Origin of the sequence: Sulfuriferula multivorans (assembly GCF_003851125.1) — a bacterium.
In the GTDB taxonomy this organism is placed as follows: domain Bacteria; phylum Pseudomonadota; class Gammaproteobacteria; order Burkholderiales; family Sulfuriferulaceae; genus Sulfuriferula; species Sulfuriferula multivorans.
This window is the reverse complement of the sequence record NZ_BGOW01000028.1, coordinates 13,087-28,508: the sequence shown is the minus strand read 5'-3', so window position 1 is coordinate 28,508 and position 15,422 is coordinate 13,087. Positions and strand designations below refer to the sequence as shown.

Sequence of the window (15,422 nt, the reverse complement as noted above, 5' to 3'; positions counted from 1 at the left end):
GGCCGCGTTAAATCGGTTCACGATCATGTTCGATGAGCGCATGCCGCAGCTTTAAACGATTTCCCGTTTACACAAAATCGCGGATACCCCCGACCAATACCTAACTGCAATCACGATAATCCAGTTACCGGATTTGTACGAACTGGCGAGCCAATCAACACAGTAACTACACTCTTCCATGTACCTTTATCCGCCACCAGGGCCGCGACAACCTCAATTCGCATCGCCATACTGACGCGGCCTTACAATTGCGTGAGCACTTTACGCATGGTGGCGGCCAATTCCTCCGCCACGAATTTCGCCACATAGGCATCCGCCCCGACATTCCTTACGTGGTCTTCATTGGCATTGCCGGTAAGCGACGAATGTATTACCACCGGAATCCCGCGGAAACGCGTGTCCTGCTTGATGTTTCGTGTCAGCGTAAATCCATCCATTTCCGGCATTTCCAGGTCGGTCAGCACCAGCGCGATCTTGTCGGACACCGGCTTACCTTCAGTCTCGGCCACACGTGCAACTGACTGGAGGTGATCCCAGGCTTCTTGCCCGGTTTTGGTCATGATGTAATGGACGCCCATCGCTTCCAGACCTTGCTCGATCAAGGCGCGCGCGACGATGGAGTCATCGGCGGCGAGGACTATCGTGCCGGGTTTGAGATTGATTTTCGGGCCGATTGTTTCGGGGTTTACATCCGATCCGCTGGACGGTGTCAGCGTGCGTAGTATGGTCTCCACATCCAGCACCTGCGCCAAACGGGAACGATCGGTATTGCCATCCAGCCGCGCGATGCTGGTGACCAGGCCATCAGCCGTACTGGCTTCCGCCGAGAGGACCTGGCCCCAGTCCAGCCGCACGATGTCTTCAACCGACTCGACGGCAAATGCTTGTGTGGTGCGCGCAAATTCAGTCACCAGCATGATATTCAGGCCGGTCTTGGGTTGGCACCCCATAATCGCAGGCAGATCAATCACCGAAATAACCTGCCCGCGCAGATTCACCACGCCGAGCAAATGCGGGGACGCGCCGGCGACGACGGTAATCTCTGGCATCGCCACGATTTCGCGGATCTTGAATACATTGATGCCGAATAATTCCGATCGATCACTACCGGCACTGCTGCCGAGTTTAAACAGCAGCAATTCAAATTTGTTGGAACCCGCCAGATTTGTGCGTTCATCGATTTCTTGTTGAGCCGAACTCATATTTTCCACCTTGTTGACGGCGCTGCAGGTACTACCAGCGTATTGCCTGAATTAAATTGTGCCCATTGCTGAGCTGCACGATGCGGGTAATGTCTTATCGACCGGCCGCATCAAATACTTGAATTAATTTGTCTCCCAGAATCAGGAGTGCGCTATCCGGCAGCGCCGGGCCGCCGTGGCGCTATTCAGCGTGCTCGACGCAGGTGGCTTTTGGGAGGGGGGGTTCAACAGGATTGCCAGCCTGAATTGGCAGGCGTTTTAATCACAGACCGTTACACACCAGGAACCAAAGGGGTCAGCTTCGCTTTGTTTTTTCTCTTGAACACCATATCCATCCTCTCCTGTTCAGAACCCAAAATCGGCTTGCGTTTCCGTATCGCTGGGTTAATTCGATTTGCCGGCAGGTCTCCCCGGCCGTTTCTGCGCGCGCCTGATCCCCACCGCCGCACATATTTGGTCACTGAAACGGCCAAGGCCCAGTGGCTGTCCTTGTGATAAGGCAAACCGAATGCGCTGGATTTGTAGCGCCCTTCCCATAGGCTTCCTGTGCGGCAGTAGCTGCGGTTGATGTATTGCACTTAGCGCCGCCCGATGGCTTGCTTCAGCTTAGGCGCTCCCGTCTCGGTTTCCGGCGTGACCAGCAGGTGGACGTGGTTGGTCATGAGTACATAGGCATGGACAGCACAGCGCCAATCGGCAGCCGCTTTTCCAGCCAGTGGAGGTAGCTGGGGTAGTCCTCCTCAACGAAAAAGCAGGGCTCTCGATTGATTCCGCGCTGGACGACATGCTGGAGTATTCCGGCTAATTTAATGCGTGGGCGACGGGGCCTGGCTTTTCCTCAAGTAGATATTCGAAGCTGACCCCTTTGGTTATTCCTTTGGTTATTCCTTTGGTTATTCCTTTGGTTATTCCTTTGGTTAGTTTCACAAGATGCAAAGGCATGGAATAGAGAGCCAGATATGGCACACATGAGGGCCATAAGTTAAATCATATTCCATGATGTAACGCGCGCCGCCTGGTGCGCTTACTTTCTTGTTCAACCAATGCACACGCCCACCCTTACTTTGCATTGGGGCGTGTGCAGAGCCAGTTTCCGTTACGCACTCAGCTTGACCAACCCATCAGACAATCCCGGCTGGTTGATGGCTTGGTTCAGCTGGCCGAACTGGGCGTTGCCGAGCACCGATTGCGCGCCGTCCAAGCCGATGCTGCCGAGGCTGCCGGTCTTACCGTACTGGTAGGCCAGGTCGCCGCCGATCGCGGCGCTGTCGCTGCCGCCCAGGTAGAAGTCGAGCAGGGCGTTGGACAGGCCCCAGCTGGTGAGGCCGGGGTTGGCGCTACGCGCCTGGTCGAACCGGTCGACCAGGCCGGCAAAGTTGAATTGTTCCACTTTATTGTCGCGCAGCGGGTCGGCGCCGCCGGGGGCGAAGTCGGCGGCGGCGTCTTCGATCAGTTGCAGGGTGAGGACGCTGTGGTTGGTGGTGGAGGCATACCAGCCTTGCAGGAGGATGCTGTCGCTGGTGCCGGTGTCGAGGATCAGGTCGTTGCCGGATTGGCGGAATACCAGGTCGCTATTCTGGATGCCGCCGCCCAGCGACAGGGTGTTGTCCTGGCCGCTGCTGGCCACGACGGTGTCGAGGCCGTCGCCGCGGTTGAAGGCGAGGATATCGGTGCCGGTGCCGGTGGTGAGGGTGTCGGTGCCGCTGCCGCCCAGGTAGAGTTCGGCGCTGCTGGCGCCGCTCAGGCTGTCGTTGCCGGCGCCGCCGGCGAACAGGTTAGTGCCGGCGCTATCCTGGAGAATGTCGTTGCCGGCGCCGCCTTGCAGGATATCGTTGCCGCTGCCAGCCGTGAGGGTGTTGATGGCGCTGTTGCCGATAAGGAGGTTGTTGAGGGTGTTGTCGGTGCCGTTAATCGCTGCGGTGCCGGTGAGGGTGAGGGCTTCGAGGTTGGCCGCCAGGGTGTAGGTGACACTGGACTCGACGCTGTCGGTGCCTTCGTTGAGGTTTTCGGTGATGGCGTCGGTGGCGATGTCGATGACGTAGGTGTCGTCGCCGGTGCCGCCCAGCAGTTTGTCGGCACCGGCTTTGCCGTCGAGGCGGTCATTGCCGGCGCCGCCGGTCAGGGTGTTCACGGCGCTGTTACCGGTGAGGATGTTGTCGAGCGTGTTGCCGGTGCCGTTGATGGCGCTGGTGCCGGTTAACAGCAGGTTCTCGACGTTGGCGCCCAAGGGATAAGCAAGGCCGGTCTCGACGGTGTCGCTGCCTTCGTTGGCGTTCTCGGTAACGATGTCGGTAGCGACATCGACAACAAAGGTATCGTTTCCTGTGCCGCCCTGCATGGTATCTGCACCGGCGCCGCCGACCAGACGGTCATTGCCTGCACCGCCTGCAAGTGTATTGGCAGCGCTGTTGCCGGTGAGGACGTTGTCGAGCGTGTTGCCGGTACCGTTGATGGCGGTGGTGCCGGTCAGGGTGAGGTTGTCGACGTTGGCGGCGAGCGTATACGTCACGCTGGATTGAACCAGATCGGTGCCTTCGTTGAGGTTCTCGGTGATGGCATCGAGAGCGTTATCGACGACGTAGGTGTCGTTGCCCGCACCGCCGATCATCGAGTCGGCGCCGGTGCCGCCGGACAGGGTGTTGTTGGCGCTATTGCCGGTGAGGACGTTGGCAAGTGTATTGCCGGTGCCGTTGATAGCCGTGGTGCCGGTGAGGGTGAGGTTCTCGACGTTGGCGGCAAGGGTCAGGGTGACGCTGGATTCAACGGTGTCGGTGCCTTCGCTGGCGTTCTCGGTGACGATGTCGGTGGACACATTGACGACATAGGTGTCGTTGCCAGCACCGCCCAGCATGGTGTCGCTGCCGGTGCCGCCATCGAGCCGGTCATTGCCCGCACCGCCGGTCAGCGTATTGTTGGCGCTGTTGCCGGTGAGGACGTTATCCAGCGTGTTGCCGGTGCCGTTGATGGCGGTGGTGCCGGTCAGGGTGAGGTTCTCGACGTTGGCGGCCAGCGTGGTAGTCACACTGGCCTGAACGTTGTCGATACCCTCGCTGAGGTTCTCGGTGATGACGTCGGTGGCGCTGTCGACGATGTAGGTGTCGTCGCCCGCGCCCCCTCTCAAGGTGTCGTTGCCGGTGCCGCCATCCAGGCGGTCATTGCCGGCATTGCCGTTGAGCGTGTCGTTGCCCGCCAGGCCGTTGAGGGTATCGTTGCCCACGCCGCCATTGAGCGTGTCCACGCCCGATGTGCCATTAAGCGTCAGGTTTTGCACGCTGACGTTGATATCGAAGGTGTCCGATACGGTCAGGTTGCCGGTGTCCTTCGCAGTCACGCGCACGCTGATCGCACCCAGGGTGCTGGGGGTGCCGCTGAAGGTACGCGTTGCGGCGTTGAAACTGAGCCACGACAGCAATGGGCTGCCGTCGGCCAGCGTGGCGCTGTAGCTGAGCGTGTCGCCGGCGTCGGGGTCGGTGAAGGCGTTGGAGGCGAAGGCGTAGCTGAACGCGCCGCCCTGGGGGGCCGCCTGGTCGGGCAGGGCGGTTGATAAGACTGGGGCGTGGTTGGCCGCGCCGACGTTCATCGTGACGTATTCGCCTGCGGAATAGTTGTAGTTGTCGGTTCCCCACAAGATGAACTGAAAGCTGCCGACGTTGCCCGCGCCCGGTGTGCCCGAAAGCACCCGGGTTGTCGCATCAAAGATCAGCCACGACGGCACTGCCGAACCATCCTGCATCTTTACGCTGTAGGTAATCGAATCCCAGGGATCGGGGTCGGTAATCGTGTTGGCCGCTACCGTATAGGTAAATGAGGAATCTGCACGAGCCTGCAACGCAGGCAGGAAGCTGTTGATCGTCGGCGCGTTGTTATTGTTGGCGCGATCCACCACGGTCTGGATCATGGCTTGATCCCACACCACGCCATTAGCGAATTCCACGCGGTCGATCTTGTGATCCGACACATCGCTGCCGTTGACGGTGTCGGCGCCGTAATAATTGATAAAACCGATCTGGTCGGTGGTGCCCTTGACCTTGAGGAACATGTTGGTGCCCGACTGGAAGGCCAGCACATCGGTATCCGTGATGCCTGTGCCGAAGCGCAGGGTATCGGTGGCACTCAGCAGGTCCGTATTGTCGATGGAGTCCTGCCCGTCGCCCCGGTTATAGACGTAAATATCGTTGCCCGCATCGCCGAACAGATAATCGTTGCCGGTGCCGCCGGTGAGGGTGTTGTTACCAAGGTTGCCCCACAGACCGTTATCAAGCGAGTTGCCAGTCACATAGAGATTATCCGTGCCGTCGATCGCCAGACGCTCAAGGTTTGCACCCAGCGTAAAGCTCACCGTGCTGCGCACAAAATCGTCGCCTTCACCCGCCGCCTCGATAATAGTGTCGCCCACGTTGTCGATTTCGTAATAGTCGTCGCCCGAGCCGCCAATGAGGGTATCTGCACCTTCACCCCCGAACAAAGCATCATTGCCAGTGCCACCGATGAGCGTGTCGTTGCCACCCAGGCCGAGCAGGCTGTTATCGGCAGCGTTGCCGGTGATGACGTTGTCGAGGTCGTTGCCGTTGCCGTGGATGACTGTGCCGGTGAGGGTCAGGTTTTCTAAATTGCCAGACAGAATGTAGAGACTGTCGAAGCTACGGATTTCGGTATCGATGCCCTCATCGGCAAACTCGATCACCTGCTCGCCCTCAGTATTGGTGTAGTAGATGTCGTTGCCGGCCCCGCCTTCCATGACATCCGCCCCGAGCCCACCATCCAGAAGATTGTTTCCGGTATTACCGGTTAAGCGGTTGACCAAGTCGTTGCCGTAACCGTCGATGTTGGCATTGCCGGTGAGAACGAGGTTCTCCAGCGTGGCGCCGAGGGTGTAGGTGAAGCCCCCCTCTACGGTATCAATGCCGCCGTCAACCGTCTCGATGATCTGATCGGCGGTCACATCCACGACGTAGGTATCGTTGCCCAAACCGCCTTCCAGTACGTCTGCGCCCGCACCGCCATCAAGTCGATTGTCGTAGTCATTACCGGTGAGGTGGTTGGCCAAATCGTTGCCGGCGCCTTCGGCATAGCCCGCGTCTGCTTCCAGAATCAGGTTTTCGACGTTGCCAGATAACGTGTAGCTGGATGTGGCTCGGATAGTATCTACGCCTTCCCCGGCCGCCTCGGTTACCACGTCGTCAGCCCTATCCACGTAATACATGTCGTCGCCGGCCCCGCCGGCCAGCGTATCAACGCCTGTGCCGCCGTCGAGAAGATCATTACCTGCGCCGCCGTCCAGGAAGTCGGTGCCAGCGTCGCCATGAAGTTCGTCATTGCCCCCCAAGCCTATGAGCTGGTTGGCACCTGTGTTGCCAATCATGACATTGGCATCGACGTTGCCGGTGGCATTGATGTCAGCATAGCCGACTAGCAGGAGGTTCTCGACATTGTCGGACAGTGCCAGACTGACCGAACTATTCACTGAGTCAATGCCCTCGCCTGCCGCTTCGACGATGGTGTCGCCTATATCTTCAACGATATAGGCGTCGTCGCCCGCGCCGCCCGCCATGCTGTCGGCTCCGGCACCGCCATCCAGCAAATCCACTCCCGCGCCGCCGGACAGGCTATCGTTGCCGTCCCCACCTTCCAATAAATCGCCGCCTGCGCCCCCGGACAGGGTATCATTGCCCGCTTCACCATGGAGCCTGTCATCGTCGTTTCCACCGGCAAGCGTATCGTCGCCCATGCCGCCGTAAATATCATCAGCACCATCGCCACCATCCACAGTGTCGTTGCCATCCAGTCCCTTGATCGTGTCGTTGCCCGCCATGCCAAACAACTGGTTCGCCCCGGTGTTGCCCAGCATGACGTTGGCCTCGGCATTGCCCGCAGCATTAATATCCGCTGTGCCCGTCAAGCCAAGATTTTCGACATTGTCCGACAGCGTCAGGCTGATGGAACTCGTCACGGAATCGATACCGCCTCCGGCCGCTTCGACAATGGCATCGCCTGCATCCTCCACAACATAGGTATCGTCACCCGCGCCCCCCGCCATACTGTCGGCTCCAGCACCGCCGTCCAGCGTATCGTTGCCTGCCCCACCGATCAGGCTGTCGTTGTTCGCCCCACCATATAACCGGTCATTGCCATCTCCGCCATCCAGGGTGTCGACGCCGTTTTCGCCATAAAGGGTATCGTTGCCCAACCCACCTGAGACTTGGTCGTCGCCGTCGCCTCCGTTGATATTGTCATTTCCCGCTCCGCCATCCACGATGTCATTTCCGGCACGGGCAAACACCAGATCATCCCCACCCAAAGCGGAAATCGTATCCGCAAGGGAACTGCCATCCAGCACATCCGCACTTTCCGTTGCGATCAGAGTAAGTTGAATCAAGGCACTGGCATCCAGCACCTGGGTATCGCCGTTGCTTTTCTTCAGAACCAGCGCGCTTTGCGGTTCGCCGTTCTTAAAGAACTCGGCCAGCACGATGCCATCCGCCAGACTGGTCTGGAAGCCCACGACCAAGTCTGCGCCGGAACGGCGGAAGGTCAATTCCTCGATAGTCAGATCGCCAATATTGATCCAGGTATCGTCCAGATAATCCTCGTGTATCGTGTCCTGCCCGTCGCCTCGGGCGAAGTAATACTGGTCCACCCCTGCGCCGCCATAGAGCTGATCATTGCCGGTTCCGCCGTAAAGCACATCGGCGCCCTCATTGCCATACAGAGTGTCATTGCCGTTACTACCATCGAGAATGTCGTTGCCTGCGTTGCCGATAAGCGTGTCGTCTCCTCCGAGACCTTGCAACATATCCGCGTCGGCACCGCCCGTGAGTATGTCGCCGCCCTCCGTACCCACTACCGCCCAGGCACTGTTCACCAGAGATACGACATCCGGCCCCAGCGGAGATAGCGCTGTCTCAAAACCGACAATATCCATTGTGCCCAGCGCAGCCATACCCTTGAGGCTGCGCATGAATTCGGCCAGCAATTCTTTGCCTGCGGTGTGGTTGGTGTTGATGGCCACCGTGATGTCAGCGGATACCAGGCTGAGGTCGCCTGTGAGGGTGTTGGCTGTGGCATCCCAGTTGAAGCCGATCTTGTCGTACAGCGGCTTGAGGAAGCTTTGCGCCGCCAGTTGCCCATAGATCATCTCGGAGAGCTCGCCCCAAGCTTCCAGCAATACAGGGGCGGCCTGGCCGTGGGGGTTGGGGTCTTTGGTGCCCCAGCACCACACGCCATACCAGTCTTCGCCCATGAATTCTTCGAGGGCTTCGAGCTTTCTGGCGTCGCCGATGACATTGCCGTAGATTTGCGTGGCTGCGCGGCTGGCGGGATCGACGTTTTCGACGCCAGTCCATTTGTAGATGATGGATTGCAGCAGTGATTCCCGATCCGCGACGGTGGCGGCCTGGGTGAATTGGGTGACGAGGTTCTTGAGGCTGCCGCTGGTGTCGCGCACCATGGCCTGATGCAGGTCGTAGACTTTGCCGTAGCCGCTGGCGTCGGGCAGCGCAGCCACGTCGGCGGGCACGTCGAGCCAGGTGGTGGCGATGCTGTAAGTGGTATCGGTCTGGAACCACACGTCTTCAGCCGCGCGGGTTTGTCCAATGGTGGTGGTGTAGCTTCCCACTTGTTCATGCTGGTTGTTGTTGGCATCGACCAGGGTGGAGTTGGCGTAGCCGACGTTGATGGATTGCACGCCGGCATCGGCGAGGGTCAGCAATTCTCCTGCACTGGTGTAGCCATCGCTGTTGGCATCTTTCCAGATTTTAAGGGTTGCAAAGGCAGCGTCACTTGCATCAATCTTTCCGTCATTGTTGCTGTCGAGTTCCTTGAGCGCTTCGAAGCCGTTGGCGGCTTTCTGGCCGTTGGTGAGTTTGGTCTCGCTACCAAAGAGTTCGGTGCCGGTGTCAATGGTACCGTTGCCGTTGAGGTCGCGTACCAGCAGGCCGTCGTCTTTGCCCACCCAGCCAGTTTGTTCGGCGAAGCCATCGGAGGCGTGGTCGAAGTAGGCGCCTGCATTTACCGCCGTAGTTTCGATGCCGTCGCCATCCAAATCCAGGATGACGGGAGAGGGAATGGTGCCCGCTTTGTTGAATTTTTTCTTGATGTCGTTGATGGGGCGGTTTAATTCACGATTAAATTCTGGTCGTTTATAGTAGTCATAGTCTCCAGGCTCTACCCATTTTCTCTGGTCGGATATTAGATCGTTTATTGTTTTTCCTTCTTTAACTCTGTCATACATCCATTTGCGCAGTGAATCAGTAGTCTGTCCTGATTCATATGCTTGTTGCCAACGCTTAAGCTCTTCTCTGCCAACGTTATTGTTAAAGAGATCCATGTTTTTTTCCGCAGGCGGATTTGCTGGATTTTCACTTTCATGATCGTCCATAATCATCTTGGATATTGTTTCGCCAAAAAGATTGGTTAGATCAGCACTGAGCATCGCATGTCGGTATGCGTCATATTGGTCGTTGTGGTACGGGTCGGCAGAATTAACTGTCAAGCCTCCAAGCTCATTGGCTGCATTGATCGCAGCCTGAATATACGCGTCTGAAAAAGTAGGCATTTTCTATTCTCCCTCAATAAAAAAGAACTTTTTTAAGCCATTCTGCCGTTTTAAATACAAAAACGGGTTAGAAGTGGTTGTGCATAATGTTTGTTTTAAAGTGAGATCCTCGGCGAATCGATCCATTACCGCTCCCCTGGGGATTTGTACAAATTTACTTGTATCGTTCTTATAAAAAATCCATAAATTATTGAATTCTTCACTATCGCTTCCCAAGCCGCTGTACCCATGCAACTTCTCACCAGTTGCCCGCTCAAACCAATCTTTGGTGGCATACGGTCCTTGTATGCATATTTTTCTCCATTCGCTACCAACAACTTTATTCATATCAATTTTTGAGACATCGTCACTTTTGTGCGTCAATAAAATATCGATAATTTTTCGTTCAAGCTGTTCATCTCTAGGCGAAGTCTTTGATGAGCAACCTAGACCTGCAGTAGTGCTGAGCAACACAACAGCAATCAAAATGGCCACGCTCGATTTATTTTCGCTTTTCACACCACACTCCTATTCCCGCACTAAAGGGGTCAGCTTCGATTTATTTTTCTTGTTGAACACCAAGATAAATGAGGAAGTGGAATGCTATCGCCACCATCCCCAAGCAGTGCAGCCATCTTAGACGACCTGAGAGCCTCTTGTATATGAACCGTTCGGTTCATAGCATTATTCTGCTTTTATTTTGTGAATCAATAAGATATGCGTGTTTTCTGGTTTTAGCCAGTTTTAAGGAGTTGGGCTGTTTGGCGCTTATTACAGCCCGGCCAACATCAATAGCGCATCCGTTTCCGAGAACGTTTGCGCTTGGGCGGCAAGCCCGTACAGGATGCCCATGACGAGGGTCATTTTGGCGCGGATCATCTTCGTGCTGATGGCTTTAGCGACTGCCTGAGCGCGGTTGTTGACACGCAGTTTTACCAGGATATGGTGGACGTGGTTTTTTACGGTCGTTTCACTGAGTTGCAGAATTTGCGCGATTTCCCAGTTGGTTTTGCCTTCGCGCAACCATTGCAGAACTTCTTGTTCGCGCGCCGAGATAAGCTGACGTATGGGAGTGATTTTTTGCGCGACGGGTGGGTTGTTGGCCAGTACCCGGATGAGTGCGCCATGCATGGGCGGCACAAGCAGATCCAGCAGATGGGCGTGATGGGGGGTCAATTTGCCCGGAATGCGGGAGAAGCTGAAATAACTGGCGGCATTGCTGTTCTGGTCACGCAAGCCATGCGCTGCAACGTTTTGCAGATGGTGTTGATTGAACAAGGCGATCCAGGCCGGGACGGTTTTCAATTTGACGCGGTCGGACTCGAACAACTGCGGTTTACGTTCTCTGCACCATTTGGCCATAATCGGGCTGCTCACATCTCCGTCGGGTCGGGCAAGTTCCCGAACATATTCAACCGGGAAGTTCCGGCTGAGCAGGTGTCGGATTTGAATGCCGTCTTTGTTGATCTGCCCCACGCCGCAGATGAGGCTTTGGTGAGGAAACAGAGCCTGCAGTTCTCCCCCCGTCCAGTGCAGGAATTGCGCGGGGGTTTCGATCCTGAGCGCGGATTCGATGGCGGCAATGAAGGCCGCGTGTTCGTGCGCACGCAATCCGGGTGTGGCTTTCATCACGGCTGACATGAGTGTCTCCCGTCAACCACATACGCCCGCTTCCATGGGTTTCCTGTCTTCAACACGACCTTCATCCTCCCCTGCCAGAATCCGAAACCGGTTGGCTTTTGTGTATCGTCAGTTGCTCCTGAGTGCGCCTGACTCGCGCTCGCCAGCCGAAGAAGCTGCTCATCAGCGCTCCCGCCCCGCCTCCTGATAGGCCTTTTGCACCGGCGAGAGCAGGTATTCCATGATGCTGCGCGTGCCGAGATTGATCTCGGCCGAGGCGCGCATCCCGGGCGCAAGCGTAAGGCGTGTGCCGTCGAGGGTGAGGTATTGGCGCTGCAGCGCAACGATGGCTTTGTATTTGAGGTCTTGCGGTTCCTGGCCGGTGGGCGCAGCGCCATTACTCGTGTTGTTTTTGTTGCTGCCACCGTCGCTGGCATCCGCCCCGATTTGTTGTACCACGCCATCGACCATGCCGTATTTCTGGAACGGATACGCGGCTAGTTTGACCTTGACGCTTTGCCCGGCGTGCACGAAGCCGGCGTCTTCGTTGCTCACCCAGACTTCAGCCAGCAGCATTTCGTGTTTCGGCACCAGGGTGAGCATGACGGTGCCAGGTGAGACGACGGTGCCCTGGGTGTGGGTGGCGAGGTCTTTGACGATGCCTGCTTGCGGCGCCTTGAGTTCGAGCAGGGCATTTTTGTGGGTTTGTTTGGCCCAGTCCTGCTCCAGCTTCTGGAACTGCGCGAGTGCTTCGACCCGTTCCTGGTTGAGTTGCTGGCGGTAATTGGAGGTGATCTGCGCGAGCCTTTTATCGGACTGGGCGATGCTGGCTTGCAGGCTGGCGAGGGTGTAGGTCTGGGTGCGCAGATCCTGCTCTTTTTCGATACGCTCGCGCGCGCGATCCTGGGCTTCGAGTTTGCCGACGTAGCCTTCGCTCGCCATCTGGCCGTAGGCTTGCTCATTGCTCTGGTAGGTGGGCAGCACTTGGCGCAGCTTGCTGTGTACTTCCTGCGCGGCCGCCAGCTCTTCGCGCGCCTTGTGGAGCAGCGCGCGCTCCTGCCCCACGGCATCCTGATAAGCCAGCCGGTTGGCGTGATATTGGGCCTGTGCCTGCTGGAATATAGTGCCCGGATCATCCGCTTGTTTGATGAGCGGCTGGCCGCTGAGTTCGGCCTCGATGCGCCGCAACTGAATGGCGCGACGGTAGTATTCGGCTTGCACCGATTTGCTGTCGGCTTCGGCCAGTTTGGTATTCATGCGCAGTAAAACTTGACCAGCAACCACGCGGTCGCCTTCTTTCACCAGGATGTCTTGCACGATGCCGGCTTCCGACGGCTGCACGATTTTGAGGTAGGTCTGCGGCACCAATTTTCCATCCGCCACTGCGATGATGTCGAGCCGGCCGAAGATCATCCAAAGCAGCGCAATGCCGCACAAGGCCAACAAGATATAGAGCAGGATACGCGGCAACGGCGATGGGGGGCTGTGCTGTACCTTGAGGATACCGGGGGCGAATTCATGCATCTCGGCATTGAGCGCGTCGAGGCGTAGATTCTCTGCCCAGGTTTTGAGGTTGCGAATCGGTTTAACGGCGGCGAGGTTCATGCGCTTTCCTCCGGCTTGCCGCTCACAACACCCACTTGACGTTCGGCCTCGCCCGGTTTTTCGCCCAGCTTGATTACACCATCTACCTGCAGACCCTTGGGTAGGTGATGGGTGATGAACAACATCGACACCTTGCCCTTGAGTTGATTGATGGTGTGCGCCAGGTGCTCGGCAGTGGCGTGATCGAGGCTGCTGACTGCTTCGTCGAAGATCAGCACGCGGGGGCGCTTGAGCAACGCGCGGGCGATGGCGATGCGCTGTTTTTGCCCGCCGGAGAGCCCTACCCCATGCTCGCCCAGCGGCGTCTGGTAGCCTTGCGGCAGACTCTCGATGGCGCCATGAATCTCGGCCATTTTGCAGGCGCTGATGACCTGTTCGAAAGTCGCGTGCGGGTTGGCGAGGATCAGGTTGTCGTACACCGTGCCGGAGAACAGCATGGTCTCTTGCGGCACCACGCCGAAGTTGGCGCGCAGCTCGTTGGCGGAGAGGTTGCGGATATCGCGGCCGTCGATCAGGATGCGACCGTCCGAGGGCAGGTAGAAACCTTGCAGCAGTTTGGCGAGCGTACTCTTGCCCGAACCGGAAGGCCCCATCAGCGCCAGGCAGACGCCCGGTTTGAGACTCAGGTTGAGATCACGATAAAGATAAGGCAGTTGTTCGTTGTAGCGGAAACTCAATTTCTCGATGGTGATTTCGCCGCGCCCGCCGGCTTCGCGCGCGGGCAGCAGCGAGTAAGGTTCGGCTGGAGCATTCATGATGTCGCCCATGCGTTTGACCGCGATGTCAGCCTGCTGGAACTCCTGCCACAAGCCGACCAGCCTGAGCATGGGCTGGCTCACACGTCCGGCGAACATCTGGAACGCCACCAGCATGCCGATGGTGAAATCGGTACGCGTCATCACCAGCCAGGCGCCCAGGCACAGGATAACCAGCGTCATCATTTGCTCGAGGAAGTTGGCGATGGTGTTGTAACCGTTGGCAAGATTTTTGGTGTTGAATGTGGCGGCCAGATAATCGGCGAGATAATCGCCGTAGCGTCGGCTGACTTGCTGCTCCATTTGCAGGGATTTGACGGTCTCGACGCCGGAGACGTACTCGGTCACGAAGGCCTGATTGCGCGCGCCGACCAGAAATTGCTGATTCAGGCGCTGGCGGAATACCGGGGTGACGAGCAGGCTCAGCAACGCGATCAGTGTAATCACCGTCAGTACCGTCAGCGTGAGCTGCCAACTGTAGTAAAACATGATGGCAAGGAAGATCACCAGGAACGGCATGTCCAGAAACAGCGTCACCGCTGCGCCGGTAATAAAATCGCGGATCGTCTCGATACCGTGCAGACGCGCGACCAGCACGCCGGTGGAGCGCTGTTCGAAATAACGTGCCGGCAGATGAAACAGGTGCTCGAACACCTGCGTGCCAAGCACGGAATCCACCCGGTTGCCGGTGTGCAGCACCAGGTATTGCCGGATCCAGCTCATGCCGCTGCTGAACACCATGGAGAAAAATAAAGCCACAGCAATGACGAGCAAAGTGCTCTGGGTGTGATGCACCACGACTTTATCCACCACCACCTGGGTAAACAGCGGCGTGGCCAGCGCCAGCAATTGAATCACCAGCGAGGCGGCGAGTACTTCGCGCCAGATTTTCTTGTGCTTGAGCAGCTCGGGAATAAACCAGCGGAAACCAAACGCGGGTGCTTCGCCGCCTGCGTCCTGGTCATTGACCGCTTCGGCCAGCTTGGCAACCGAGACAATGAGCGGCTCGAAACGTGTGTCAAATTCTTCGACGGTAAGGGTTTGCGGCGTATCGTGGCCGGGCTCAAAGTAGAGAATGCGCCCGGCGTCGGCTTTGACGAAGAGCGTAAAGCTTTGGTTTGGAACCGGCGCTGCCTGGGGCTGAGGCTCGGGCCGGGATTCAGCCAGCGCAGTGGCAGCCGCGCCGAAATCTGACCGGGCGCTTACCGCATCGACGACGTCATTCGCTTGCGGCACCTCGGGAGCGCGTACGAGTGCCACGCAGGGGAAGATCAGTTGTGCCAGGTCACGGCCGGCGATGGACTTGGCTTCGGCCTTGAAACCGTACGCTTTGAGGGCATGCAGCAGGGTTTCCAATGTATACGGCGGCGGAAAATGCTGGCTCAGCAATGCCGGGTCGAAGGGTACCCGGTTGAGTTGACAAATACTGCCCAGGACCCAGACAAGCGCCCTCCCCTCCACGGACGCGGTGATCGTTGCCAAGTTTTCTCCCCTTTGGTCGTGACGTGACACTAACTACAAGCACGTTCAACCCTTCATTTTTTTTCTTGGGCCGGACGCGATTCTTTTTTTGGGCAACCGCTGGCAATTAGCAATAAGCGATCCAGGTTGTGCAATCCGCTGAATCGTATCGGAATACGCCATGCCTCCATCCAGGCACTGGCGAAATTATGTAAATATTACCGACAGAACCTTCGCCTGTCTCGC

The 15,422-nt window shown here is 57.5% G+C and carries 7 protein-coding genes and 1 pseudogene; all 8 read right to left on the bottom strand.

Features of this window, described 5'->3' with window-relative positions:
• Nucleotides 1–242 precede the first annotated feature (242 nt).
• The 8 genes and pseudogenes from EI185_RS13350 to EI185_RS13315 all read right to left on the bottom strand — a co-directional run bounded on the left by EI185_RS13350 (nt 243) and on the right by EI185_RS13315 (nt 15,197).
• A complete protein-coding gene (locus tag EI185_RS13350) occupies nt 243–1,202 on the bottom strand; it encodes a chemotaxis protein (protein ID WP_124705647.1) in 960 nt (319 codons plus the stop codon).
• Between the two features lie 272 nt (nt 1,203–1,474).
• Complete coding sequence (locus EI185_RS13345) at nt 1,475–1,780, bottom strand: hypothetical protein (protein WP_124705646.1); 306 nt, start codon at nt 1,778–1,780, stop codon at nt 1,475–1,477.
• 518 nt (nt 1,781–2,298) lie between these two features.
• A complete protein-coding gene (locus tag EI185_RS18065) occupies nt 2,299–9,432 on the bottom strand; it encodes an SPM autocatalytic domain-containing protein (protein ID WP_189836413.1) in 7,134 nt (2,377 codons plus the stop codon).
• Nucleotides 9,433–9,453: 21 nt separating this feature from the next.
• Nucleotides 9,454–9,756, bottom strand: a pseudogene (locus tag EI185_RS18485) (DUF6973 domain-containing protein); the annotation flags it as partial.
• 3 nt (nt 9,757–9,759) lie between these two features.
• Nucleotides 9,760–10,254: a hypothetical protein gene (locus tag EI185_RS13330; protein WP_124705644.1), complete on the bottom strand. Its 495-nt coding sequence runs from the start codon at nt 10,252–10,254 to the stop codon at nt 9,760–9,762.
• A gap of 252 nt (nt 10,255–10,506) precedes the next feature.
• A complete protein-coding gene (epsA, locus tag EI185_RS13325; RefSeq protein WP_124705643.1) occupies nt 10,507–11,376 on the bottom strand; it encodes an XrtB/PEP-CTERM-associated transcriptional regulator EpsA in 870 nt (289 codons plus the stop codon).
• 162 nt (nt 11,377–11,538) lie between these two features.
• On the bottom strand, nt 11,539–12,960 hold the full coding sequence (locus EI185_RS13320) for an HlyD family type I secretion periplasmic adaptor subunit (protein WP_223247837.1): 1,422 nt from the start codon (nt 12,958–12,960) through the stop codon (nt 11,539–11,541).
• The gene (locus EI185_RS13315) at nt 12,957–15,197 is read right to left on the bottom strand and encodes a peptidase domain-containing ABC transporter (protein WP_223247836.1); all 2,241 of its coding nucleotides are present in this window, start codon (nt 15,195–15,197) and stop codon (nt 12,957–12,959) included. The genes EI185_RS13320 and EI185_RS13315 overlap by 4 nt, the downstream gene beginning before the upstream one ends.
• Nucleotides 15,198–15,422 lie beyond the last annotated feature (225 nt).

What these genes read in the sequence shown, in the direction of transcription:
- EI185_RS13350 (WP_124705647.1), bottom strand. Translation starts at nt 1,202, where the DNA reads ATGAGTTCGGCTCAACAAGAAATCGATGAACGCACAAATCTGGCGGGT.
- EI185_RS18065 (WP_189836413.1), bottom strand. Translation starts at nt 9,432, where the DNA reads ATGTATGACAGAGTTAAAGAAGGAAAAACAATAAACGATCTAATATCC.
- epsA (WP_124705643.1), bottom strand. Translation starts at nt 11,376, where the DNA reads ATGTCAGCCGTGATGAAAGCCACACCCGGATTGCGTGCGCACGAACAC.
- EI185_RS13320 (WP_223247837.1), bottom strand. Translation starts at nt 12,960, where the DNA reads ATGAACCTCGCCGCCGTTAAACCGATTCGCAACCTCAAAACCTGGGCA.